Source organism: Paenibacillus arenilitoris (genome assembly GCF_014705655.1).
Classification (GTDB): Bacteria; Bacillota; Bacilli; order Paenibacillales; family Paenibacillaceae; genus Pristimantibacillus; species Pristimantibacillus arenilitoris.
On record NZ_JACXIY010000030.1, the window covers coordinates 56,268 to 77,068 of the forward strand.

The window sequence follows — 20,801 nt, forward strand, 5'->3', positions numbered from 1 at the left end:
CAGCCCCTGCTATTTAATTGGAAGGCTTAAGCCTGTCCAGCACCTCGGTCGAAACCGTGCGGCTCCCTACCGCGCCATGGAAAACTTGCCCCTGGCGCGAGCCGTGAAAATCGGAGCCGCCGGTGACGATCGCCCCATGCTTCTCCGCAAGCTTGGCGTAACGCTCCTCTTCTTCTTCGGAGTGGTCGGAATGGTACGCCTCGACCCCCTGCGCGCCTTGCCCGAGCAGCTCTTCGACCAAGGCATCGTCTCCGTACAGCCCCGGATGGGCGATGACGCTCGTGCCGCCCGCTTCCTTGATCCACGCGATCGCCTCAAGCGGATGCACGCGCGGCGGATTGGCGTAGGCGGCCGCTCCCGCGGCCAAATACCGGTCGAACGCTTCCTTTATGGTCGAGACGGCGCCTTTGCGCACGAGCGCTTCCGCGATATGGGGGCGGCCGATGCTTCCCTCCTTCGCATGTCGCGATTGGCTGTCCCCGTCCTTCGCCGCGGCCAATACGTCTTCCATCGTTATGGCGATGCCAAGCTCCTGCAGCTTCCCGACGATCATGGCGTTCCGCTGCTCCCGAGTGCCGCGCAGGCCGGCCAAGCGCGCCAGCCACCGTTCGTCCTTGTTGTTCGTGTAATAGCCAAGAATATGGATGTCCTTGCCGCCTGCCACCGTGCTCACTTCGACGCCCGGCACGACGGCTATCCCGATACGCCCGCCCTCGATCACGGCCGCCTCCACCCCGGCTACCGTATCGTGATCGGTGATCGCCACGGCCGCGAGTCCCGCCTCCTTCGCGAGACGGACGTTCTCCGCGGGAGACTGCATGCCGTCCGAAGCGGTCGTATGCGTGTGCAAATCCGCCCTTCCACGCGCTAGAGCCATTGGTTCAAATTCCTCTCTCTCAAAAAGGTTAAAAAGGTAACCGCCGAAATCGGAAGCAGCGCGGACTTCAAATAGATCGAATAAAATTGCCGCTTAAACTTCGTATCCGTAATTTTGACCATGCGGATAAGGCCAAGCGCGACTTCGTGCTTCACGGACGAGGCGGACACGAAGGAGATGCCGAGTCCCGCTTCGACGGCCGACTTTACCGCGCCCGTGCTCCCAAGCTCCATGACGATCTTCATGGCGGCGGGATCGATGTTCTTCTCCCGGAGCTGCTCCTCCATGACGAGACGCGTCCCCGAGCCCTGCTCGCGCAGGACGAACGGGTATTCCATCACTTCCTCCAGGCTGACCGAGGAGCGGCTCGCGAGCGGATGGTCCTTGGAGACGATGAGCCGCAGTTCGTCGCTCATGACCGCTTCCATATGCATGTCCGGATGATTGACGGGAGCCTCGATCAAACCGAAATTCAGCTGATGGTTCAGGATGTCTTCCATGATTTGGGACGTATTCATCACCTTCATGCTGATCGCGATATGCGGGTATTCCTGGCCGAACGGGCCGAGCAGCCTTGGCAAAATATATTCGCCGATCGTCAGGCTGGACCCCAGCTGCAGCCGTCCTTTCAGCTGCTTCGTGAATGTGGACATCGCTTGATCCGTGTCGCGGATCAGGTCGATGCTGCGCTGCGCGTAAGGCATGAGCGCCCTGCCGGCTTCCGTCAGCTCGATCCGCTTGGTCGACCGCTGGAGCAGCTTCGTGCCGAAATAATCCTCCAGCGACTGTACCTGCATCGTCACGGCCGGCTGGGTCATATGTAAGGATTGCGCGGCGGCCGAGAAGCTGCCCCGTTCCGCAACCGTGTAAAAAATATGGAGCTGGTGAAAATTCAGTGCCATCGTTCAAACCATCCTTTCTTCTGTCGTTATTATACTACAACCCACTTTGGAATTCGCATAAACGCCATAAAAAAAAGCGCTCAATCTTTTCAGATTTTACGCTCGATCCTTTTAATTCATCCGTTACGGCGCTTATTTGCGCTTCCTGCTGCTCTTCACGAGCGTCATTCGGCGCGAATGCCTCAGCCAGGAGTAGTAGGATTTCAAATCCCTCAGTTCGATCGTTTCCGACATGCGTCCGAGGAAGGTGACGACGATCATTTTATGTAACGGGTTGCCGATAATGTCGGTCTCCGAGAGAGACTCGGTGAATTCGGCGACGAAGACGAGGTCGTCGTCGATTAAGTATACGTCCTGCTCGTTGCGATAATACGGCTCGATCCGGCCTTGCTTCAAACATTCCCACATAAATTCGGCGATATCCTCGAAGCCCGTTTTCTCGCTTTCGATTCGGTCAAGCCACCGGCTTTTGGCATGGTTCGTAATGACGATGTCCGCCACTTTCTTATCCCCAAGATCGACATAAAACGACTCGTACGTATTCCATCTTTTCGTCATTTTATCTTTCATCCCGCAACCTACTCCTTCCAAGGAACCAGGGCTTTTATACTATTCACTTACGTACATTTTACCACGATTGTCCGATATTACAACATTAAAATAAAGTCGGACCATATATGTAAATTTTTGGTTGTTTATAAATAAAAAAACCGCTTCCCGGCGCCGTTACATGCCAAGAAGCGTATTGTTCGTAAACCTTTATTACAAGCTGTAGGTCCTTGTTTTGTCTTCGGTGTCCTTGCTGTACTCGGTCTTGAGCTCGTTCCGGTAGGAGCGCTCGATCTTGCGGACATACGGAAGCTTCCCCATCTGCCGGACGGATTCCTCCGAGCGCTCCGCGTTCATGTACATCACGACGTAATGCATCTTGCGCGACATATAATGAACCGTGCCGAATCGTTCAAGCGACCTTGCCGCCTTCAAATCGCTTACCCATACGATATAACCCGTTCTCTCCGGTAACATCTCATCCCTCCTGCCCTATCCTCTATCCGCAGCCGCCGCTTCCGCAGCTGCACGAGCCGCCGCTTCCGCAGCCGCCGCCGGCTTTCTCGTTGCCCGGCACCTTAATCGTCTCGGACACCGACTCCGCGATCAGGCGCGATACGTCGTACAGCATTTCGTCGACGGCCTGCTCGGCGCTCTTGAACCGGCTGACGCATTCGATCCGGCCAAGCTCGCTTTCGATTTGCTTCACTTTATCCTTCGCCGCGTTGTAATCGGGATGAAAGCGTCCGAATCGCTCGCATTCGGCGAACAGCTCCTTCGCGTCGGCGAATTTCTTCGACAATCGCTTGACTTCCTCATCCTCGTTAACAACTGACTTCCAATATAAATATTCGGCAACTTCCGCCGACTGATTGATCCAATCCCCCAGTTCGTAAGCGCAAAGCATCAGCGACGCCATATCAAGCGATGAAACGGCGCCATCGGGCAGTTCTTCTCGAACAACCGTCAATTCCTCTGCAGCGGGCATTCGTCCACCTCTTTTCCATTCGCTAATTCCTACCCTATCATAACATACGCGGCCAGCCAATAGATAGACGCTATATTGGGTCCGAACGGCCCGGTATGACGAGCCGCATCTCTTCCCACATATCGGGCGTGAGCCGGATCGGCTGCCGTTCCGGCTCGTCCCTCAGCAGCCCGATTACGGCCCAGCCGCCGTCCTTCTGCTCAAGCCGCTCGGGCACGAACGACCGAAGCCCTTGCTTCATCCGCAGCTGTACGGGCGTTTGCCATTGCAGCGCCTGCTCGATCAGTTCCTTCCGCGTTGAGGAATGGTACTCCCGCAGCTGCTTGGTCCACATCGCGGGAATGCTTCCGCGGTTTGCCGCCGAAGCGAGTAGCCGCTCTCTTGCGGCGTTTGCCGCAAGCTCGAAATGGTGCAGCGGGAACGTTTCGTATACATACGCGAAAGGGGAATCGGTCAGGCATTTCCCGACTTCCCGTTCGGGCCCGGGCGCCGGATCGCCGAACATCACCATATCCGGATACGGGCGAGCCTCATCGGCGGCATCCGCAGCCTGCATCCCTTTGCGCGGCGGATACCCCGCTTGCTGAAGCAAACGCCTGATTTCGCCGACATGAGCCGGATCGACGATGAAAGCGGCGGGTCCCAGCTTCTCGAGAAGCAGCGGAGCAATGACCGGATGGCTCTCGACGATTGCGGCCATTTGCTCGTTATCGCAACGAAGCAGAACGGCTTCCGCGAATGAAGTCCGGCAAGCCCGGCTTGTCCAATCCGCGACCATCTCCTCGACCTCCCGCGGAATGCCTTCGCCGCCCGAAGCATCGTGCAGGAACCGCCGGATCGATTGCCGCGTCCTGCCGTTCTCCAGCGCCCGGGCGATGCTTGACGCAGTAAGGCGGTAGACGGTAACGCGTTCGTCCGAAACCCTCTCTGCGAGCAGCTCAAGCTCCCAGCGCGCAGTAAAGGGACATTCGGGCTCCGCGATCAGTTCTCCGCTCGGCTGCACGTTGATCCAGCGACGAAAAGGTGCAGCCTGTTCTTCGACAATCGATTTCGCGCCGTCCATGTCCGTATCGATGACCCACTTGAAAAAAAATTGCCGCTCGCCACCGGAACGGCTCTCCACCCGCTCAAGCCAGCCCAGCGCGTGAAAAAGGGCGCACCACAAACCGGCGGAATCGCGCTCGGCATCCTCTGCCGCAAATGCCGCAATACCGGACGAACCGAGAAAACGGGAAACTTCCCTTTCGGCATACCATTCCCCGGCTTTGAGACCGATTATAGCCGCAGCCGCATGTGCGCCGGATCCGCAGGCAGGCAGCAGCATCGAAAGGCACCAATCGAGCAGCCGCCTCTCCCTCTCTTCCTCATTAAGCTCAAGCCAGCGGCCAAATGCCGGAACGTTCCACCGCAGCGAATCGGCCGTCGTCATCAGCAGCCCTTCTGCCGATGCCGCCTCTAGTATAAAGGCGGCTTTAAGCGGATAATGCTCGCGATGCGGCCAGTTCAGGCCGAACGGCAGCAGCTGCCGATCGTCCAGCTCGGCCGACTCCGTCAGCTTCGAGATCGTCTTTTTGTTGAGCGTCCCCTTCGAGGTAAGACCGAGTCCGCATGCCGCAAGCGCGGCGAAGGCGGACAGCAGCTGGCGCCCGAGCGGCCTGCAATTCGGCTCCATCTCGCCGTTCATCAGCTTCTCCCTTTCTCGCGGCGCGAGCGGCTCCGGCCGGAACGGAATCATCGCTTGCTGCCACGGGGCGAACGTATCCGGCGGTATAAAGTATAGACTCTCCCCCCACACTTTCCGGACGGCGAACAAGATGCCCGCTTCCTCCAGCTCGGCCAAGGCGACTTGGCATTCGGCGCCGGATAGGGCGGCATTCCTCCGGATTTCCTTAAGCAGCTTGTCGCCTTCAACGGGCGTCGCCGCGAATAACCGCAGCATCCAGGCGAGTACGGCCGCCGCGTCCGCGGACAGCCGCGTCGCCGCTTCCCGCACGGCGAGTTTGTCCTTGGCCGCTACTTGCCAAGTCATCCCCCGGTGCGCGGCTTCGGTCCAAACGGCGCTGCGCATGAACTGCCCCTGCCTCTCTTCGCCCAGCTTGGCTGCCAAACGATTGATGTTCACGGCGCCCCATCCCCTTCCGCCAAGGCACCGATCGGCATATTCATCCGATCGTATCGGTAACCCTGCTCCAGCATGAATAACTGTCTCCTCATCGCAAACTCCGTTTCCTTCGTTTCATCGGTCACGATCGAATAGAACCAAGCCGAATTGTCGCCTTTCTTCGGCCTAAGGAGGCGGCCGATCCGCTGCGCTTCCTCCTGCCGCGAGCCGAAGCTTCCCGAAAGCTGGATCGCGACGGCCGCATCGGGCAGATCCACCGCGAAATTGGCAACCTTGGATACGATCAGCACCGAGATCGCACCTTCCTTAAACCGCTCGTACAGCCGCTGTCGTTCCTGTTGCGGCATCTCTCCGGTCAAGAGCGGCGCCCCCAGCCGATCGGCGATTTCGTGCAGCTGATTCAAATATTGCCCGATGATCAGCGTAGGCTTCCCTTCATGCTCGCGCAGCAGCTGCCGGACGATAGCCATTTTGCCCGGATTTTCCGCGGCGAGCCGCAGCTTGGATCGCGCGCTCGCTTCCCGGTACGGCTCTTCCTTGTCCATATGAAGCGGAACCCTGATTTCCGTGCAGGATACGGCCGCGATATAGGCTTCCGTCTCCGCCGTTTTCCACTGCATATCGTACAGCTTCGGTCCGATCAGCGAGTATACGTCCTCGGCGCAGCCGTCTTCCCTCACGAGCGTCGCGGTCAGTCCCAGCCTTCTCGTTGCCTGGATATCCGCCGTCATGCGGAATACCGGCGCGGGCAGCAGGTGGACTTCATCGTAGATGATCAAGCCCCAATCCCGCTCCGAGAACAGCTTCATATGGGAAAAAGGCGCATCCTTCGAGCTTCGGTGGGTTAATATATGATAAGTGGCGATCGTTACCGGCCGAACCTGCCTCATGGTTCCGCTGTATTGACCCACCTCTTGTTCGGTCAGCGTCGTCTTATCGAGCAGCTCCTCCTTCCACTGCTTGACCGACGTGCCGTTCGAGGTAAGAATAAGCGTCGCCCGGCTATTCCTGGCAAGCGCGGCGATGCCGACGACGGTTTTTCCGGCGCCGCAAGGCAGGACGATCACGCCACTCCCCCCTTGAACCGTTCCTTCCTTATAAAACAGCTCCACCGCAGCCCGTTGGTAATCCCTCAAGGCGAACGGACGGCCTCCCGCCGAAGTGATCGGCTTCATCCGAACGGACAGCTCTTCGCCGGCATGATAGCCCGCGAGATCGATGACCGGGTAACCGAGCCGCGTAAGCTCTTGCTTGAAGCTTCCTCTCTCTTCCTTCTTCAGCTCCCATATATCCGGCGATCGCTTCGCCAGCACGAAGCAGGTGACGGAAGCGCTATGAGCCAGCTCCTCCATGACGTCCAGATCTCCGTGCAGCAGCAGCTTTCCCCCATCCGTCGTAAGGCGAAGCTTGCCGTATCTTCCCGACAGCTTCCTCACCGCGGCTTCCGTTTGAAACGGGAGCTCGTATCTGCCGTATTCCGTCAGCCAGCGGCAGATCTCGTCGCCGCAGATGCCTGCGGATGCCGCATTCCATAGCGTCAATGCCGACATCTTGTAGGTATGGACGGTTCCCGCCCGCCTCACTGCGTCCGCAAAAAGGACAAGCTTTTCTCTCGCTTGCCATGCATCCGGCTTGCTCTCGTCTAGCAGAACCGTCAAGTCCGACTGCACGATAAGCGGCTTATCGTAACGATCGCGCATCGCACTCCTCCTTAACCGTTAATGAGATAGAAAGCCTCACCTGTCAGTATGAAAGTTTTTTCCTATTTTTATGCCTAAATGCCCCATCCGGAGCTTAGCGGAAATCGGACGAAATATGTGGTATAGTAAGAAGGGTCAATTATTTCGAAGCTACTATGAGCTGGAGGCCATTCAACCGATGAGAAAAAAATTATTCCTGCTCTTAACGCTCATTTCCATGCCGCTTACCGGCTGTTCCGCGATATCCGAACTGTCCTCGGGCGCCGTACACACGAATCAGTGGTATTCGGTTTCCGGCTATGTGGACGGCGATACTTTCAAAATACGGACCGGCTCCGACGACACGACGATCCGTCTGTTGTACGTCGACACGCCGGAGACGAAAAAGCCGAACGAGCCGGCGGAATCTTACGGACCGGAAGCCGCCGCGTTCACCGAGAAGCTGCTCGCCGAATCGGGCGAAGTCCGCCTGACCTTCGACAAGGAGCAGAAGGACCACTATGACCGTACCCTCGCGGTCGTGGAGCTGAAGGACGGAAAGATTCTAAACGAGCTTCTGCTCGAGCAAGGCTTGGCCGAGGTGCTGATCGTCGAACCGAACGTCAAGATGGAAAACGTATACAAGCAGCTCGAGCAGCAGGCCAGACAAGCCAAAAACGGGATCTGGAGCAAGGCCGAGAACGGCTTCAGCTCGGATTTTCCCGTCAAAAAGGCGGCGCGAAGCGGCATTCTAATCGAAGTCGACAAGCGCGCCGAGCTGGTAACGATTACGAACACATCGCAGGAGCCCGTCTCGCTGAACGGCTGGAAGCTCGTAAGCGTCCGTGGCAATCAGACTTATCCGTTTGCCGAGTTCGAACTGAAGGCTCAGCATAAAGTGATCGTTTCCTCGGCGGATGAACCGGATGCGCACGGGTACGACGTATTGGCATGGGGGGCTTCCGACATATGGAACAATGCGGAATCCGATCCCGCGGAGCTGTACAATGCGTACAACGAGCTCGTCGCGGTATGGGAGGATGAATAAAGGGGATGTTCCTAGGGCCGGGCGGCCTTAGATACATCCCCCTTTTTTTGCGCGTTAGTGAACGGCCGCGTGCTCGTGCTCGGAAATCGCGCTCAGCGCCTCTCCGGCTTCGTTGACGAAAATTTCGCGAACGGCCAGGTCGCCGATGGCCAGCACGCCGATCAGCTCGCCATTGTCGACGACGGGCAGCCTTCTGATCTGCTTCGCGGCCATAATGCCCGCAGCTTCGTCGGTCGTCGTATCCGACGTGATCGACTCCACATCGCGCGTAATGACTTCTTCCACGCTCGTAGAGCCCGAATGCTTGGCGGCATAGCCGCGGATGACGAGGTCTCGGTCCGTCACGACGCCGATCAGCTTCTTGCCTTCGACGATCGGAATAAATCCGATATCGTGCTGCTTCATCTTAACCGCAAGCTCGTAAATGTTATCCTGCAACGCAGCCGTCACGCAATCCGTCGACATAATTTCCTTCACCGTTTTCACTTGGGCTTCCTCCTCGATTATGAATTCGAGGATAGCTTCTCCGAATGCGGCGGTGCTCATTCCGGTCCGGGCAGGTTCGGACATTGGCAAATTATGCCGAATAATCCTCCGCCATGCCGATGAGGAGCCGCGCCGCTTTCAACATGGCCCGCTCGTCGATATCGAACTTCGGATGGTGGTGCGAATAGACGGCGCCGCACGCCTCGTTGCCCGCTCCGACGAACATGAAGCAGCCGGGAACCCGCTGCAAATAATAGGAGAAATCTTCGGCGACCGTGATCGCTTCGGAGAGAATGACCGATTGCTCCCCGAATAATGCTTTGCCGACCTTAAAGAAGCGATCTGCTTCCCGGTCATCGTTCACGACGGGGGGGTAACCGATCCGCAAGTCGCACCGAACCTCCGCTCCGTGCATGGCGCCTGTATGCTTAACGACCGCGTCCAGACGTTCGTGGATAAGCTTTCTCGTCTTCTCGTCGAACGAGCGAACGGTCCCCTTCATCCTGCAGCGCTCGGCGATAATATTGTTCGTCGATCCGGCCTGGAACGCACCGATCGTGACGACGGCCGGATGCAGCGGATTGACGCTCCGGCTTACGATCGACTGCGCCGCCTGCACGAGCGACGATCCGACCAGGATCGCATCGACCGCTTGATGCGGCAATCCGCCATGTCCGCCCCTACCGGTTATATCGATGACGAATTCATCCGCGGCGGCCATGAACGGTCCCGGCTTCGAGGAGACGAGCCCATACGCGAGCGGCGTCCATAGATGGACGCCGTACACGGCATCCGCGCCGTCCAGCGCCCCGTCCTTGATCATCGGCAGCGCGCCGCCGGGCGTCACTTCTTCCGCCGCTTGAAACAGCAGCCGGCGTTCGCCGCGAAGCCCGGATCGGTTAGCCGAATAGTAGGACGCGACCGCCAGCAGCGCCGCGGTATGCGCATCGTGCCCGCACGCATGCATCACGTTCGGCACCTTCGAAGCGTATTCGCAAGTTTTCTCGTCCTGGATTGGCAATGCGTCAATATCCGCCCGCAACGCGACGGCAGGTCCCGGGAGGTCTCCTTGGATAACGGCCATCAGGCCGTGCCCGCCGACGCCGGTTCGGACGGCGCAGCCCATCTCCGTCAATTGGGCGGCGATCCAGCTTGCCGTTACCCGCTCGTGGAACGACAGCTCCGGATACTGATGAAGATGCCTGCGCCAACGAATCATGTTCGGGTATAGCTGCTGCAGCGCTCGATCTACGATATCCTCTTTCTGCATGTCCGGAAGGCCTCCTATCCGCAATCGTTGCTCGCAACGATTTCAACAATTTTATCTAGTTTAACAGATAACCGCCGGAATAAGGAAGCTTATCGGACAGGATAGGAACATCGGCCCGACGGGCGGAGCCATTTTTCTTCAAACTGTCACTTTTCCTTGCCGCATACAGCCCGAGTAAGGCTTGCGCAAGCAGGGGAAACATACTATCATGAGTAAAGAATGTACAACTATGCCTGTTTGGGAGGAACTACCATGATTATTGAAAATACCGGTCTTAACGGTGTTAAAAGCGAACTTGACCATTTGGACGATTCCGCGGAGAAAGTCGGTTTTGTTCGCTGGCAATGGGAATATTATCGCGCTACATACGATTTGAAACTTGAGGACCGCGCGAGCGGCTCCGAATATTTCCTAAGGATCGCCACCCGCGCCGTGGAAGGCAAGCTGGAATCGCCGCATGCCGTGCTGGTAATCGAATCCGTCTACATCGGCCGCGCCACGTTCCCGCACGGACTTGAGTACGAATCGCCGGTGCCGCAGCAGATTTTGAACACGGCTACGCAAAGACTGCAGCAGCTGAAGCAATTGCTGGCGTAACGGTGCCGTCATGAAGCCCGCGCAGAATAGTAGCCGAGGTAGACCGGACTTTCTGCTTCTCATCTTGACGCTATTGCTTGTAGGCTTCGGGCTTGTCATGGTATTCAGCGCAAGCTCGAGCGTTGCCGTCGTCACCTATAACGATTCACTGTATTTCACGAAGCGCCAGTTCATGTGGGCTGGCCTTGGAATTTTCGTCATGCTGGTTATGATGAATCTCCGTTACGAAGCATTTAAACGATTCTTCATGGTCTTCTTTGTTCCTGTCGTAATTATGCTTCTTCTTGTCCCGTTCATCGGGAAAGAATTCAACGGCGCGAAGAGTTGGTTCGGCGTCGGCTCGCTCGGCATCCAACCGACGGAGCCCGCCAAGCTTGCCATTATTTTGTACCTTGGAGCGCTAATTACGAAGAAGGGCGATAAATTCCGCAGCTTCAAGAAAGGCCTGTTGCCGGTTATCGTCATCGTAGGCTTCATATGCGGATTGATCATGCTGCAGCCTGATTTGGGCTCCTGTCTCGTGCTTGCTTCTGCTGCAACTGTCATGATTTTGGCTGGCGGCGCCAACTTAAAGCAAGTATTCGTAGTAGGCTCACTTATATCCATTCTTCTCACCGTCATACTAAGTTTAGCTATGGCTTTATCGGCCGATGTGAGGGATGCATGGGCGTATCGTGTAGATCGGCTAACGATATTCAGAGACCCGCTCAGCGACTCGCAGGACGCCGGATGGCATCTCGTATCGTCCTTGCAGGCGCTTGGTCATGGCGGATTGACGGGCGCGGGCTTCGGCGAGAGCGTGCAGAAGCTGCATTACTTGAAATATCCGTACAATGACTTCATATTTGCGATCATCGCGGAAGAATTCGGCTTTATTGGAAGCGCCATCTTCCTCCTGTTCTATTTGTTTTTCTTATGGCGCGGACTTATCGTCGCCTTGCGCTGCCCGGATCAATACGGCACGGTCGTCGGCGTCGGTATCGTCGGTCTGATCGCCATTCAAGCTTTCGTCAACATCGGCGGCGTCACGTCCACCATTCCGCTTACCGGGGTTACGTTGCCCTTTATCAGTTACGGGGGCTCGTCCCTCCTATTCTGTCTCATGTCCGTCGGCGTGCTGCTAAGCATCTCGAGGGAATCCAACCGGACCGAGAACGCCGCCAGAAAATAACGGGCGAATGCAAAAAAACGGTATCTCTTACGCGGAGAGATACCGTTTTTTTTCGATCCCATCTATTAAAAGTCATTTCAGCCTTTGCAGCTGCTGCTCTTCCGCTTCCTCTTCCTTGAACGCGACGCCCTCGACCTTCACGTTCACTTCAACGACCTGCAGGCCTGTCATGTTCTCGACCGACTCTCTCACGTTAAGCTGCAGCTGCCTGCATACTTCCTGGATCGGGATGCCGTAATGAACGATGATGCGAAGATCGATCGCCGCTTCAAGCGAACCTACTTCGACGGATACGCCCTTCTGCACATTTTTGCCGCTAAGCCGTTTGGCGAGCCCTTCGGATATGCCACCCGACATCGCCGCTATGCCGGGCGTTTCAAGCGCCGCGAGACCGGCTATCGTAGCCACTACGTCATCAGAAATTCGGATTATGCCTGTTTGAAGCTCTTCGTTCATGCGACTCACTCCTCATTTTGCCATATACGTTTATTGTAATGGATGGCAAGTCGCGAAGCAAGGACGGCGCATGGAAAGGCGGGCTTCATTTGTTTTTTATTGGTAAAGTTTACATGAAGGAACATTTCCGCTATATTATTATCAGGTTTTCCGAATGACAGCACATCACAATGAGGTGAGCATTTGAACCAGAAGCTGTTTTTCTCCGGGTTGATCGTCATGTTCGCGTTAAGCGCGGCCGGACATTACTTCCACTTTGGCAATACGCTGCAGTTTATTATTTCGGCGATTGCCATCATCTTCGTCGCCGGGTTCCTCGGCAAAGCGACGGAAAGCGTGGCCCATTACGCCGGCCAGCGTCTTGGCGGATTTCTGAATGCCACCTTCGGCAATGCGGCGGAGCTGATCATTGCGATCTTCCTCATCAGAGCCCGGCAGTTCGAAATGGTGAAAGCGAGCCTGACGGGCGCTATTATCGGCAACCTGCTCCTCGTACTCGGCCTCAGCGTCCTGCTTGGCGGTCTTAAGTATAAGGAGCAGCGCTTTAACAACCGGTTGGCCGAACATAATGCGACGCTTATGATCATGGCGGTAATCGGACTTTTCGTTCCGGCCGTCTTCGTCGTGTCGGAGAGGTTCACGTTCGATCAGGATCAATTTTTAAGTCTGGCGGTTGCCGGCATCCTGATCGTCTCCTATATACTGTGGCTCGTCTTCTCCATGATCACCCACAAGGATATGCTGGCGGACGAAGTCATGACCGCCGATCACGGCGAAGCCCCCGCCTGGTCCAAGGGCAAATCAATCATATACCTGGTCGTCGCGACGGTCATGGTCGCCTTCGTCAGCGAATGGCTCGTGCATACGCTCGACGCCTTCAGCGAGCAGTTCGGCCTTTCGGAGCTGTTTATCGGCGCGTTTGTCATCGCGATCGTCGGCAACGCGGCCGAGCACAGCGCAGCGGTGCTGCTCGCCATGAAGAACAAGATCGGAGCCGCGGTCGAGATCGCGATCGGCAGCAGCCTGCAGATCGCGTTGTTCGTCGCCCCGGTTCTAATTCTCGTCAGCGCCATGTTCGGCAACACGATGGATATCGTGTTTACGCCGATCGAATTGACGGCGATCGGCGTCTCCGTCTTTATCGCCAAGTCGGTCTCCCGCGACGGGCAGACGAACTGGTATGAGGGCGTGCTCCTTCTTATGGTGTACGTCATTCTCGGCATCGCCTTCTACCTCGTATAGCCTGCCGATCCGATCTCCGCTAAGTGTGGCAGTTCCCCCCTCCAAAAAAAAAGAGTAGTCTCCATGGGAGGCTACTCTTTTTTGTCCAGTGCTTCGTATAAAAGAGCTAAATTGCGCTCCAACCTGCTCACGATTTCTTTGCCCGCCTTCTCGGCGATCAGCCCCGCGCGAACCGCAAAATCGACTTCCCGAGAGAAACCGTACATTTGCGTATCCAACACCTCTTCGTACAGCGGACATTGACGCGTGGTCAAGTTTTCCATCTGAACTTCAATTAGCTTTTCTATTTTACCCGCATCATCCTGAAGGAGACGAAGCGCTTTCTCATGCAATTGTACCGTAATTTCCGGTGAAGACATCGTTTTCCCCCCTGTGCGCGTATCCGCCGTCTTCTATACCCTTTATATTAGACGAAAAAGAGCGATAGCACAAGGACAAAACAGAAAAGCGCTCCTTCCGATAGGAAGAAGCGCTTGTTCCATCGCGCGAAGAGCTTGTTAATCCGAAATGACCGTTACGTTCAGGTTATGCTTGGCGAAAACGTCAGCCATCGCCTGCTTGGCTTCATCGGCGTCGGGGCCGTGCACATGCAATTCATATGCATGTCCGCCAACGAGCGTCGTGAATAGTCCGAGGATGCTTTTTACGTCGATATATTTGCTCTCGGCTTGCAGTACGATCGAAGAGGTGAATTGGCTAGCCGTTTGGGAAATTTCTACAATAGCTGCATTGTTGGACATGGGAGATCCCTCCAAATTTTTTAGTAAAGCTTACCTTTGTCACCATGATAACCCGAAACGGAGCATCCAGCAAGAGGGAAAATGAAAAACGCTTTATTTTCCAATTTTTACGCATTAAAGCGGGCGATTGCTTCGATTATTTCAGGTTTTCGGGATTTAACCCTTCGAGCTCGGGAAGAACGAACCGTCCATCCTTGCGGATCAGCGCGTCGTCGAAATAAATTTCGCCGCCGCCGTACTCCGGACGCTGAATAAGCACCAAATCCCAATGGACGGACGAGCGGTTGCCGTTGTCCGTGTCCTCATAGGCCTGACCAGGCGTGAAATGGAGGCTGCCCGCGATTTTTTCGTCGAACAAAATATCGTTCATCGGATGCAAAATATGCGGATTAAAGCCGATCGCGAACTCGCCGATGTAGCGCGCGCCTTCGTCCATGTCCAATATTTCGTTCAAACGGGCAGTATCGTTGCTCTCCGCCTTGACGATCTTCCCGTTCTCGAAGGTGAACGAAATGTTCTGGAACGTGACGCCCGAATAGACGCTTGGAGCGTTATAGGTAATCGTGCCGTTCACCGAATCGCGCACGGGAGCCGAGAACACTTCGCCGTCGGGAATGTTGCGGTGTCCGGAGCATTTTTTGGAGCCGATATTTTTGATGGAGAACGTCAGATCCGTTCCCGGCGAGACGATTCTCACCCGGTCCGTTCTGTTCATTAGCGCCTGGAGAGGATCCATCGCCTTCTCCATCTTCGCGTAATCGAGATTGCAGACGTCGAAATAGAAGTCCTCGAACGCCTCGGTGTTCATGTTCGCAAGCTGCGCCATCGACGCGTTCGGGTATCTGAGCACGACCCATTTCGTCTTTTTGACGCGTTGCTCCATATGTACGGGATTGCGGTAAAGCTGCTCGTATAAGCGCATGTTCTCGTCGGGAATGCCCGCGAGCTCGTTGACGTTCTCGCCGGAGCGAACGCCGATGTAGCCTTGCATGTTTTTCATTCTTTCCAAATCAAGCGCCGACCAGAGCTCCATCTGCTCCTTCGTGGCATGCTGCAGCAGCGTGCGCAGGACGGAGCGGTCGCTCGTCTCGACGAACGGCCTGCCGCCACGCTTCGCCACTTCTTCGATGAGGCATTTTGCCAGCTCGCGCTCGGAGCCGATCATATCGATCAATATATTTTCGCCGGGCTGCACGTCGATCGAATAACCGACCAAATTTTGGGCTAATTTTTGCAAACGCGGATCGCGCATGGTCAATTCCTCTCCTTTTCCCTTTCGATGGGTACCGAATCCATGGTATCACGACTTTGCGTCTGTTGAACAGAGCCGGTCGACGAGCCGTCGAAGGATTGAAAGCGCACGCTTGTCTTTCTTTCCTCCGACAGCTCGCGGCCTTTATGGGCGAAGCGGAACGTCGTATGCTCGTCCATCCGAAGCGGCAAAAGCCGGTCGCGGTCGATAACCAGCTCGTATTCCGCCTCGGCTTCCAAAGTCGAGAGCATCGCGTCCAGTTCTTTTTTCGATCGCGCAAGCTCCGCGTTCCATTCATCCTTGTAAGGACTGTCTTCCGATGGCGCGCCTGCCATCAGTTGGTCGAGCTGCTGCCGGAGCCGCTGCTCCCATTTCTCCTTCGACGCCTTCTTGCCCTCCGTTATGCGCAGCGTGACGGTCTCGCCGTCGCTCGACCCGCCTACGACGCGTACCTCTTCGTGCTCATCCTTTAACGCCCCGAGCACCTGCACGGGATTCCAATGAAGCGGGTCTTCGCTGCTCGTTTGAAGCGTGAGCTGTTCATGGTCGACCACTTTCCCCTCGAACAGCTGCGGTTTGAACGTCATCCCGTCGGCCGTCTGCATGCTCATCGAACCGGTGAACGCGTATTGGTCGGTAGCCGCGAGCCCAGAATAGGAGAGCGACAGCCACTCCTCCGGCGAACGCCGGCCCGCGACGTCCCCGCAAGCGGTCAGCGGGACCGCCAGTACAATCATCCATACGCAAAATTTACTTGCTTTGCTTGCCGTCATGCCTCTCATTTTCGCCAGCCTCCCGTCCGTCCTGTTACTCTTGTAGGGTCTCTATCCCGCTGCAACCTTATTCCGGTCCGGGTCCAAAAAAATAGGATGCCGTCTCCGGCATCCTGTGGCTGTGCAAGCAAGCTCCGCTCCGCTTCAGCCGACGATTATGCAGTTTCTTCCGTTGTTCTTCGCTTCGTAGAGCGCCATATCCGCGCGGTAAAACAACGATTCGACGCTGATTTTCTCGTCTTCGAACGTCCACTCGGACACGCCGCAGGAAGCGGTCACGACCGGATCGGTCTCTTCCTGCACCCGCGCCCGCACTCGTTCGGCGATACGCGATGCTTGCTCCGCGCGGATTCCCGGCAAATAAACGGCCAGCTCTTCTCCGCCCCACCTTGCCGCGATGTCGCCTTGCCGGATCGAAGCGCTAATAATATGGCTCACTTGAATAAGGATCCGGTCGCCGACCTGATGGCCGAACGAGTCGTTCACCCGTTTGAAATAATCGATGTCGACAAGAATCAAGGAGCCGAAATGGTCCTTTCGCTGCCTTCTCTGGATCTGTTCGTTCAAATAATGTCTGGCGTGCAAACCGGTAAGATTGTCCGTAATAACCATTCGCCGCACTTCGGCGTGCAAGGAAGCGTTCGTAACGGCAAGCCCGATATGCGTGCTCATTACTTGAAGCAATTTATAATTCTCATAGGAGAAAAAGTTCGGTAGTTTATTCGTAACGAGGATGATGCCGACAACCTCGCCGTCGACTATTATGGGGGCCGCGATAAGCGACCGGGATCCCGTATTGTCCATAAGCTTGGAGGTGACGACCCGCGTATGCCAGTAATCCGATATGATCATCGGCTCCCGCGTCCGGTAGACGATACCGCAAAACCCGTACTCCGGCGAAAACTGCTCGCTCGCCAGCGGCGGGAAATTGCAGGACATGACGACGAATTGCTTCGTCTCCTTGTCAAGCTGAAGCACGCAGCAGTAATCGGCGTCAAATACGGTAAGCAGCTCGTTTGCGGCGAACTGGAATATTTCCTTCAGCCGCAGCGATTGATTCAGACGCTTCGTCAGCTCGTTGATCAGTCTGAGCTCGTTGATGAGCAGATTCGACTGCTCGTACAGCTTGGCGTTCTCGAAAGCCGAGCCCGAGGTGTCGGCCAGAAGCAGAAATGCCGGCAGTTCCGAATCGTCCCAGCGCTCCCTGTCGGTCGACATGCACAGCACCCCGTAAGCGGCCTGCTTGCCCGTCATCGGTGCCGCCAGCCGTACCGTGCCGTCTCGGTCACGCTCGGTCACGGCTTTTCCGTTAAGGAAGGCTTTGGCCACGATGTCGCGTTCGGCGTTCTTGAAGACGAGCGGCTTCACCCTCGGATCGCCGTTCAAATGATCCTGGGACAAGTACAGGTGCGCTTCGGAGCTCGGATAGAGCTGCTCCAAGCTTTGAAGCAATTCCGACAGCACGGACGAGACGTCGATTTGATCGTAGAGCCGTTTGGCGGCATGGAACAAAGCTTCCCGTCTGCCCGCCTCCTTCTCGGCCCGCTTCTGCTGCAGAAGCATGTCCTTCACGAATAACTGCTCGAAATGCAGGTAGAAACAGCTCCGGAAATGCAGCGCGCACGTTTGAATCTCGGATAAGCTCAAGGGCGCTGCGACAGACGACTCGTACGCGAACACGGCGAATACGGCACCGTCCTTCCGCCGATGCACGGGCACAGCCGCGGCCGCCTCGTCGTTCCCCTCAAACAGGCTCGGCCCTCGGCCGGACGCCGCGCTCAGGGACGCTTCGCGAAGCGCGGCGCCTTCTCTTTCTGAGGGCGCCCTGTCCGTCGCGGCGAGCCTGTCCGCGTTCTTGTCCAGCAATACGAATCGGCCCGCTTGAAACAAGGCGAGGCCTGCAGCTTCCCTCTCCCATTGACGAAAGCTTTCTTCCAGCAGAGGCGGCAGCAATGGCTCGTCGGCATCGCTTATATCTTCGCCGCGGAACCAGATCGGTTGCAATTCGGCCGACCTCTCCGCCAGCATTGACGTCGCACGATGCGCAATATTGTTTTCCGTTCGATCAACCATGCAGCACCCAACCCTTCCATCCGTCAACCAAGGAGATGAGCTTCCCATTTGTTCGAAAATGCATAATAATAACAACATCATACTTCATTTTTGAGAATTTTGCACTACCGCTTCCATAATATATAGGACTTTCGACGGTTATGCGGAGCTGTTATTTTCATGCCCGATTCTTGACAACCGCGGTGTTCATCATATATTATTTATTGATGAATAGATGGGCGTACGGTTTTGTGTCACCCTCATGAAATACGTTCGCTGCAGGCCTGCGGCTGACTTGCCTGACAGGGACGAGCTTGCTCGGACATTGAGCGTATTCGGCGAAACACAACCCCATTCACAAATTTATTTGATGAAGGAGTTAACTTTACGTATGTCACGTTATACTGGCCCTAAATTTAAACTCAGCCGTCGCCTCGGCATCTCCCTGAGCGGCACCGGCAAAGAATTGAAACGCGCATTCCCTCCGGGACAACACGGCCCTAACCAACGCAAGAAGCTGAGCGGTTACGGCGTTCAATTGCAAGAGAAGCAGAAGCTTCGCCACATGTACGGCTTGAACGAGAAGCAATTCCGCAACTTGTTCGACAAAGCGGCAAAAATGAAAGGTAAATCCGGCGAAAACTTCATGAACCTTCTTGAAAGCCGTCTCGACAACCTTGTTTTCCGTCTTGGTCTTTCCAACTCCCGCGCAGGCGCGCGCCAATTGGTGTCCCACGGCCACGTTACGGTTAACGGCAAGAAAGTCGACATCGCTTCCTACAGCGTTGCCGTAGGCGACGTAATCGGCCTGCGCGAGCGCAGCCGCAGCCTCAAAACGATCAAAGAAGCGATGGAAGGCCGCCATCACCTTCCGAACTACCTGGAATTCAACGATCAGGCGCTCGAAGGCAAGTACGTCCGCCTTCCGGACCGCGGCGAGCTGTCCCAAGAGATCGACGAGAAACAAATCGTCGAGTTCTACAGCCGTTAATGCCAGCAGAAAACCTCGAACCGATTGGTTCGAGGTTTTTTTTGCGCCCGATCGCCCGAAGCCGGGCATCTCGCTCTCGTGGCAAAGACGCCGCCGTAACTTGCCGTCAGCGTTCTCCGTCGCCTTCGCTTAACGATGCGGGGAGCGCTGTTGCTCTTGCCGTCAGCCCTTTGATGAGCGAGTTCACGTCGATGCCCGATACGTTCTTCAGCATCTCCGGCGCCGTCGCCATCAGCGACGTGACGTAGTTGCTCAGGCGCGCGGCGCCTTCGCCGTTGCCGGTATCGACGACCGTCAGCTTATCGATGCCGCCGATCGGCTCGGCCACCTTGCCCGCCAGCTCCGGAAGCATCTTCACGATAATGTCGAGGATCGCCGCTTCGCCGAACTTCTCGAACGCTTCGGCCAGCTTCTCCTTCGCCTCCGCCTCGGCCAAGCCGCGCAGCCGGATGACTTCCGCTTCGGCCGTCCCTTTCGCCCGTTCGGCCTCGGCGACGGCGAGCCCGTCGAGCCGCTTCTGCGCCGCATGCGCCTTCGCTTCCGCTTCGATCCGGTACTGCAGCGCGTCCGCCTCGCGCAGCTGCTTCGCTTTGTTCGCCTCGGCCGCCTGCTCGACGGCGTAACGATCCGCATCGGCCTTCTTCTTCACTTCCGCGTCATACTGCTTCTCGCGCCGCAAAATTTCCTTCCCCTCGAGATCGATTTCCCTTTCCTTCCTCACGAGCTCGACCTTCATCTGCTCCTCGACGACGCTTTGCTTCGCCCGGGCTTCCTGAATCGAGTAAGCTTGATCGGCTTCCGCCTTCGCCGTATCCTGATCCTTCTTGAACGAGGCGACCTTCATTTCCTTGTCCCGCTCGGCTTCCGCAATATTCGTATCGCGCAGCAGCTCCGCCTTTTGCCCCGCTTCGGCCGCGTGCGCCTTCTGGATTCGGGCGTCGCGGATCGCCTCCGCCTCGGCGATTTCGGCATCCCGCTTCACGGCGGCGATTCTCGGCTTGCCGAGCGCGTCCAGATAGCCGTGCTTATCCCTCAAATCCTTAATCGTGAACGAAACGATTTGGAGCCCCATTTTCTTCAGGTCCTTCGCCGCCACGCCCTGCACCTCTTGCGCGAACTTATCACGGTTGCGGTATACCTCCTCGACGGTCATCGTGCCTAGAATCGCCCGCAGATGCCCTTCAAGCACCTCCTGCGCCTCGCCCTTGAGCGCTTCCGTCGGCTTGCCCAAAAATTGCTCGGCCGCCGTCGCGACGTCCTCGACGGCTCCGCCGATTTTGATGATGGCGACGCCGTCTGCCATAACGGGAACGCCCTGCTCCGTGTAGACCTCGGGCGTCGATACGTCAAGCTTATGCGAGAGCAAGGAGAGGAACTCGGCTTTCTGGAAGATCGGCAGGATGAACGCGCCTCCTCCCCGTATGATTTTGACCTTGCGTCCCGATTCGTCGACGCTTGCGTTGCGGCTCCCCAGGAACGAGCCCGTCACGAGCATCGCTTCATCCGGACTGACCGTACGGTAACGGGCCCAGAACGCAAGCCCCAATACGACGATGACGGCTACGACAATCGTTGGAATTAGCAAATAATCCGGCATAGCAGAATC

Annotated in this window: 21 protein-coding genes; 5 read left to right on the forward strand and 16 right to left on the reverse strand. The window is 56.5% G+C overall.

Annotated elements, in window-relative coordinates:
* Positions 1 to 13: 13 nt before the first annotated feature.
* From IDH41_RS23020 to IDH41_RS23050, 7 genes are all read right to left on the reverse strand, one after another.
* Positions 14 to 877 (reverse strand): PHP domain-containing protein, encoded by an 864-nt coding sequence (locus IDH41_RS23020; RefSeq protein ID WP_190865270.1) that lies wholly within the window; start codon positions 875 to 877, stop codon positions 14 to 16.
* Positions 868 to 1,779 (reverse strand): selenium metabolism-associated LysR family transcriptional regulator, encoded by a 912-nt coding sequence (locus tag IDH41_RS23025; protein WP_190865272.1) that lies wholly within the window; start codon positions 1,777 to 1,779, stop codon positions 868 to 870. The genes IDH41_RS23020 and IDH41_RS23025 overlap by 10 nt, the downstream gene beginning before the upstream one ends.
* A gap of 132 nt (positions 1,780 to 1,911) precedes the next feature.
* A complete protein-coding gene (locus tag IDH41_RS23030) occupies positions 1,912 to 2,349 on the reverse strand; it encodes a hypothetical protein (RefSeq protein WP_190865274.1) in 438 nt (145 codons plus the stop codon).
* A 192-nt stretch (positions 2,350 to 2,541) separates the two neighbouring features.
* Positions 2,542 to 2,805, reverse strand: coding sequence for a YlbG family protein (locus IDH41_RS23035; RefSeq protein WP_190865276.1), 264 nt, complete (start codon positions 2,803 to 2,805; stop codon positions 2,542 to 2,544).
* Positions 2,806 to 2,827: 22 nt separating this feature from the next.
* A complete protein-coding gene (locus tag IDH41_RS23040) occupies positions 2,828 to 3,316 on the reverse strand; it encodes a YlbF family regulator (protein ID WP_190865278.1) in 489 nt (162 codons plus the stop codon).
* Positions 3,317 to 3,386: 70 nt separating this feature from the next.
* Positions 3,387 to 5,438 (reverse strand): helicase-associated domain-containing protein, encoded by a 2,052-nt coding sequence (locus IDH41_RS32025; RefSeq protein ID WP_190865280.1) that lies wholly within the window; start codon positions 5,436 to 5,438, stop codon positions 3,387 to 3,389.
* A complete protein-coding gene (locus IDH41_RS23050) occupies positions 5,435 to 7,138 on the reverse strand; it encodes a DNA repair helicase XPB (RefSeq protein ID WP_190865281.1) in 1,704 nt (567 codons plus the stop codon). The genes IDH41_RS32025 and IDH41_RS23050 overlap by 4 nt, the downstream gene beginning before the upstream one ends.
* A 178-nt stretch (positions 7,139 to 7,316) precedes the next feature.
* Between IDH41_RS23050 and IDH41_RS23055 the strand changes: the two genes are divergently transcribed.
* The gene (locus IDH41_RS23055) at positions 7,317 to 8,165 is read left to right on the forward strand and encodes a thermonuclease family protein (protein WP_190865282.1); all 849 of its coding nucleotides are present in this window, start codon (positions 7,317 to 7,319) and stop codon (positions 8,163 to 8,165) included.
* A 54-nt stretch (positions 8,166 to 8,219) separates the two neighbouring features.
* On the opposite strand, the gene IDH41_RS23060 is transcribed toward IDH41_RS23055, so the two are convergent.
* Together IDH41_RS23060 and IDH41_RS23065 are read right to left on the reverse strand one after the other, a co-directional pair.
* Complete coding sequence (locus IDH41_RS23060) at positions 8,220 to 8,651, reverse strand: CBS domain-containing protein (protein WP_190865283.1); 432 nt, start codon at positions 8,649 to 8,651, stop codon at positions 8,220 to 8,222.
* A 91-nt stretch (positions 8,652 to 8,742) separates the two neighbouring features.
* Entirely contained in the window at positions 8,743 to 9,921 is a 1,179-nt protein-coding gene (locus IDH41_RS23065) for an amidohydrolase (RefSeq protein WP_190865284.1), read from the reverse strand.
* Between the two features lie 252 nt (positions 9,922 to 10,173).
* On the opposite strand from IDH41_RS23065, the gene IDH41_RS23070 reads away from it, so the two are divergent.
* Positions 10,174 to 10,518, forward strand: a complete 345-nt coding sequence (locus tag IDH41_RS23070; protein WP_190865285.1) for a YugN family protein — start codon at positions 10,174 to 10,176, stop codon at positions 10,516 to 10,518.
* Between the two features lie 10 nt (positions 10,519 to 10,528).
* The gene (ftsW, locus tag IDH41_RS23075) at positions 10,529 to 11,689 is read left to right on the forward strand and encodes a putative lipid II flippase FtsW (protein ID WP_190865286.1); all 1,161 of its coding nucleotides are present in this window, start codon (positions 10,529 to 10,531) and stop codon (positions 11,687 to 11,689) included.
* 72 nt (positions 11,690 to 11,761) lie between these two features.
* Here ftsW and IDH41_RS23080 read toward each other — a convergent pair whose 3' ends face one another.
* Positions 11,762 to 12,145, reverse strand: a complete 384-nt coding sequence (locus IDH41_RS23080) for an Asp23/Gls24 family envelope stress response protein (protein WP_190865287.1) — start codon at positions 12,143 to 12,145, stop codon at positions 11,762 to 11,764.
* Between the two features lie 183 nt (positions 12,146 to 12,328).
* Here IDH41_RS23080 and cax point away from each other — a divergent pair, with 183 nt between their 5' ends.
* Positions 12,329 to 13,387, forward strand: coding sequence for a calcium/proton exchanger (gene cax / locus IDH41_RS23085; protein WP_190865289.1), 1,059 nt, complete (start codon positions 12,329 to 12,331; stop codon positions 13,385 to 13,387).
* A gap of 71 nt (positions 13,388 to 13,458) precedes the next feature.
* On the opposite strand, the gene IDH41_RS23090 is transcribed toward cax, so the two are convergent.
* From IDH41_RS23090 to IDH41_RS23110, 5 genes are all read right to left on the reverse strand, one after another.
* Positions 13,459 to 13,746: a YlaN family protein gene (locus IDH41_RS23090; RefSeq protein ID WP_190865291.1), complete on the reverse strand. Its 288-nt coding sequence runs from the start codon at positions 13,744 to 13,746 to the stop codon at positions 13,459 to 13,461.
* Positions 13,747 to 13,884: 138 nt separating this feature from the next.
* Positions 13,885 to 14,127 carry an HPr family phosphocarrier protein gene (locus IDH41_RS23095; RefSeq protein WP_190865292.1) on the reverse strand — a complete coding sequence of 81 codons (243 nt, stop codon included), beginning with the start codon at positions 14,125 to 14,127 and terminating at the stop codon, positions 13,885 to 13,887.
* Positions 14,128 to 14,263: 136 nt separating this feature from the next.
* On the reverse strand, positions 14,264 to 15,379 hold the full coding sequence (locus IDH41_RS23100; protein WP_190865294.1) for an aminopeptidase: 1,116 nt from the start codon (positions 15,377 to 15,379) through the stop codon (positions 14,264 to 14,266).
* A gap of 2 nt (positions 15,380 to 15,381) precedes the next feature.
* The gene (locus tag IDH41_RS23105) at positions 15,382 to 16,161 is read right to left on the reverse strand and encodes a hypothetical protein (protein ID WP_190865296.1); all 780 of its coding nucleotides are present in this window, start codon (positions 16,159 to 16,161) and stop codon (positions 15,382 to 15,384) included.
* Positions 16,162 to 16,296: 135 nt separating this feature from the next.
* A complete protein-coding gene (locus IDH41_RS23110) occupies positions 16,297 to 18,156 on the reverse strand; it encodes a sensor domain-containing diguanylate cyclase (RefSeq protein WP_223829981.1) in 1,860 nt (619 codons plus the stop codon).
* A 439-nt stretch (positions 18,157 to 18,595) separates the two neighbouring features.
* Between IDH41_RS23110 and rpsD the strand changes: the two genes are divergently transcribed.
* Positions 18,596 to 19,195 carry a 30S ribosomal protein S4 gene (gene rpsD / locus IDH41_RS23115; protein WP_190865354.1) on the forward strand — a complete coding sequence of 200 codons (600 nt, stop codon included), beginning with the start codon at positions 18,596 to 18,598 and terminating at the stop codon, positions 19,193 to 19,195.
* Positions 19,196 to 19,301: 106 nt separating this feature from the next.
* Here the strand turns inward: rpsD and IDH41_RS23120 are convergent, their stop codons facing one another.
* Positions 19,302 to 20,792, reverse strand: a complete 1,491-nt coding sequence (locus IDH41_RS23120; RefSeq protein WP_190865300.1) for a flotillin family protein — start codon at positions 20,790 to 20,792, stop codon at positions 19,302 to 19,304.
* Positions 20,793 to 20,801 lie beyond the last annotated feature (9 nt).

Coding starts and splice junctions, on each gene's coding strand:
- IDH41_RS23030 (WP_190865274.1), bottom strand. CDS start 2,349: ATGAAAGATAAAATGACGAAAAGATGGAATACGTACGAGTCGTTTTAT.
- IDH41_RS23055 (WP_190865282.1), top strand. CDS start 7,317: ATGAGAAAAAAATTATTCCTGCTCTTAACGCTCATTTCCATGCCGCTT.
- IDH41_RS23065 (WP_190865284.1), bottom strand. CDS start 9,921: ATGCAGAAAGAGGATATCGTAGATCGAGCGCTGCAGCAGCTATACCCG.
- IDH41_RS23070 (WP_190865285.1), top strand. CDS start 10,174: ATGATTATTGAAAATACCGGTCTTAACGGTGTTAAAAGCGAACTTGAC.
- IDH41_RS23025 (WP_190865272.1), bottom strand. CDS start 1,779: ATGGCACTGAATTTTCACCAGCTCCATATTTTTTACACGGTTGCGGAA.
- IDH41_RS23020 (WP_190865270.1), bottom strand. CDS start 877: ATGGCTCTAGCGCGTGGAAGGGCGGATTTGCACACGCATACGACCGCT.
- IDH41_RS23120 (WP_190865300.1), bottom strand. CDS start 20,792: ATGCCGGATTATTTGCTAATTCCAACGATTGTCGTAGCCGTCATCGTC.
- IDH41_RS23095 (WP_190865292.1), bottom strand. CDS start 14,127: ATGTCCAACAATGCAGCTATTGTAGAAATTTCCCAAACGGCTAGCCAA.
- IDH41_RS23050 (WP_190865281.1), bottom strand. CDS start 7,138: ATGCGCGATCGTTACGATAAGCCGCTTATCGTGCAGTCGGACTTGACG.
- IDH41_RS23035 (WP_190865276.1), bottom strand. CDS start 2,805: ATGTTACCGGAGAGAACGGGTTATATCGTATGGGTAAGCGATTTGAAG.
- rpsD (WP_190865354.1), top strand. CDS start 18,596: ATGTCACGTTATACTGGCCCTAAATTTAAACTCAGCCGTCGCCTCGGC.
- IDH41_RS23080 (WP_190865287.1), bottom strand. CDS start 12,145: ATGAACGAAGAGCTTCAAACAGGCATAATCCGAATTTCTGATGACGTA.
- IDH41_RS23105 (WP_190865296.1), bottom strand. CDS start 16,161: ATGAGAGGCATGACGGCAAGCAAAGCAAGTAAATTTTGCGTATGGATG.
- IDH41_RS23100 (WP_190865294.1), bottom strand. CDS start 15,379: ATGCGCGATCCGCGTTTGCAAAAATTAGCCCAAAATTTGGTCGGTTAT.
- ftsW (WP_190865286.1), top strand. CDS start 10,529: ATGAAGCCCGCGCAGAATAGTAGCCGAGGTAGACCGGACTTTCTGCTT.
- IDH41_RS23040 (WP_190865278.1), bottom strand. CDS start 3,316: ATGCCCGCTGCAGAGGAATTGACGGTTGTTCGAGAAGAACTGCCCGAT.
- IDH41_RS23090 (WP_190865291.1), bottom strand. CDS start 13,746: ATGTCTTCACCGGAAATTACGGTACAATTGCATGAGAAAGCGCTTCGT.